2 protein-coding genes are annotated in these 1,270 nt (G+C 35.6%); one reads left to right on the forward strand and one right to left on the reverse strand.

The genetic code is table 11. The features are described 5' to 3' along the window. Positions 1 to 143 precede the first annotated feature (143 nt). Positions 144 to 749: a hypothetical protein gene (locus PUH65_RS14850; protein WP_305520897.1), complete on the forward strand. Its 606-nt coding sequence runs from the start codon at positions 144 to 146 to the stop codon at positions 747 to 749. A gap of 54 nt (positions 750 to 803) precedes the next feature. Here PUH65_RS14850 and PUH65_RS14855 read toward each other — a convergent pair. Next, on the reverse strand, positions 804 to 1,270 hold a 467-nt coding region (locus PUH65_RS14855; RefSeq protein WP_305532503.1), incomplete at its 5' end, for a group II intron maturase-specific domain-containing protein.

Below are 1,270 nucleotides of genomic sequence, written 5' to 3' on the forward strand. Positions count from 1 at the left end.
CACATTTGCAATAGGCGGGGTTTCGTGCTCCGCAGACAGTTTTGTGATAGCCGAAAGTTTTGTGCTCCGCATAAACATTAGTGGTAAAAATCCCGCCCATCGCAAATCTGCAAAACGTTATCTGCCATTTAAAAAAAAGCGCAATGATTAAAAAGATATTGCTATTAAATACAGTGTTTATTTTTATCTTTTTTATAACTATAATTTTTAATTCCTGTAAAAATGAATCGCGAATTACAAATAATAAAAATGAGGCTGCTAAAATTGCAGTGAAAGATTTCATTAAGAAAAATACACTAGCCAAAGAAAATACTGTTTTTAATGTCAAAATTTATGATCCATTAAGTAAAAAAAAACTTGTTGATATTTCAGAAAGTGAACAAAGATGGATAAATTCGGGAATTTATGAAGACTTAATTGTAGTAAATATTTTTGGTGATGATTACTACAAAAATAAATATAACACGCAAAGTAATTTAAATGAAGATATTATTCCAAATCAATTTATTGAAATAAACGGCAAACTATTTCTTTGGAAAGACAAAGATGAGACAAACAAAGAAACGACTCAAATATTAAAAAAATACGGTGTTTTAACTAACTCAAATATAATCCCTGTTTTTTTTAGAGATGACGCAAAAAAAGGAACTGACTACTTTTTCTGTAAAAACAACTTAAGAAAATATAAAGTTACCAATAGTAACATAGCAACTGGCTATTTAAAACCACCAAATATCGACTGCAAATAAAACGTCAGATAATCGAGTAGACGGCTCCGCTCATAATCGAACGGAGTACGCCTCTCACACCACCGTACGTACGGGTCTCGTATACGGCGGTTCGTATCTTGATGGGTTAAGTGATAGATGAAGTTCTAACATGGCGATGTAACCACGCTTCTTTAGCCTTGAAATAGTGATTGTTGTTCCTAAAATAGGACTTTGTGCCACTGCCCATCCTCCTTTCCGAGTTCGACTATATGCATACGCAAGGCTTTGGTCGATTCCTAATCGAATGAGGTTTTTCCTCTTCCGTTCGGGCTTCTTCCAATCATGCCAAATGCAATACCGCAGTCGGTTTCTCAGCCATCCGTCCAAGTTGATGAGTTTTCCTTTGATACTTGTTCCTCGAAAATAGTTTAACCATCCGCGCTGAACTTCGTTAATCTTTTGGATGCGCTCATCAAAACTTATCGGAGCGGTTTTGCGGGTGAGGGATTTTAGTCGCTCTTTCAATTGTGTCCACGCTTTCTTGCCTACTACCAATTGGT

It is taken from the genome of Kaistella sp. SH40-3, assembly GCF_030686865.1.
Classification (GTDB): domain Bacteria; phylum Bacteroidota; class Bacteroidia; order Flavobacteriales; family Weeksellaceae; genus Kaistella.

Excerpts from the sequence above, each read along its gene's own strand:
- PUH65_RS14850 (WP_305520897.1), top strand. The coding sequence starts at position 144 with ATGATTAAAAAGATATTGCTATTAAATACAGTGTTTATTTTTATCTTT.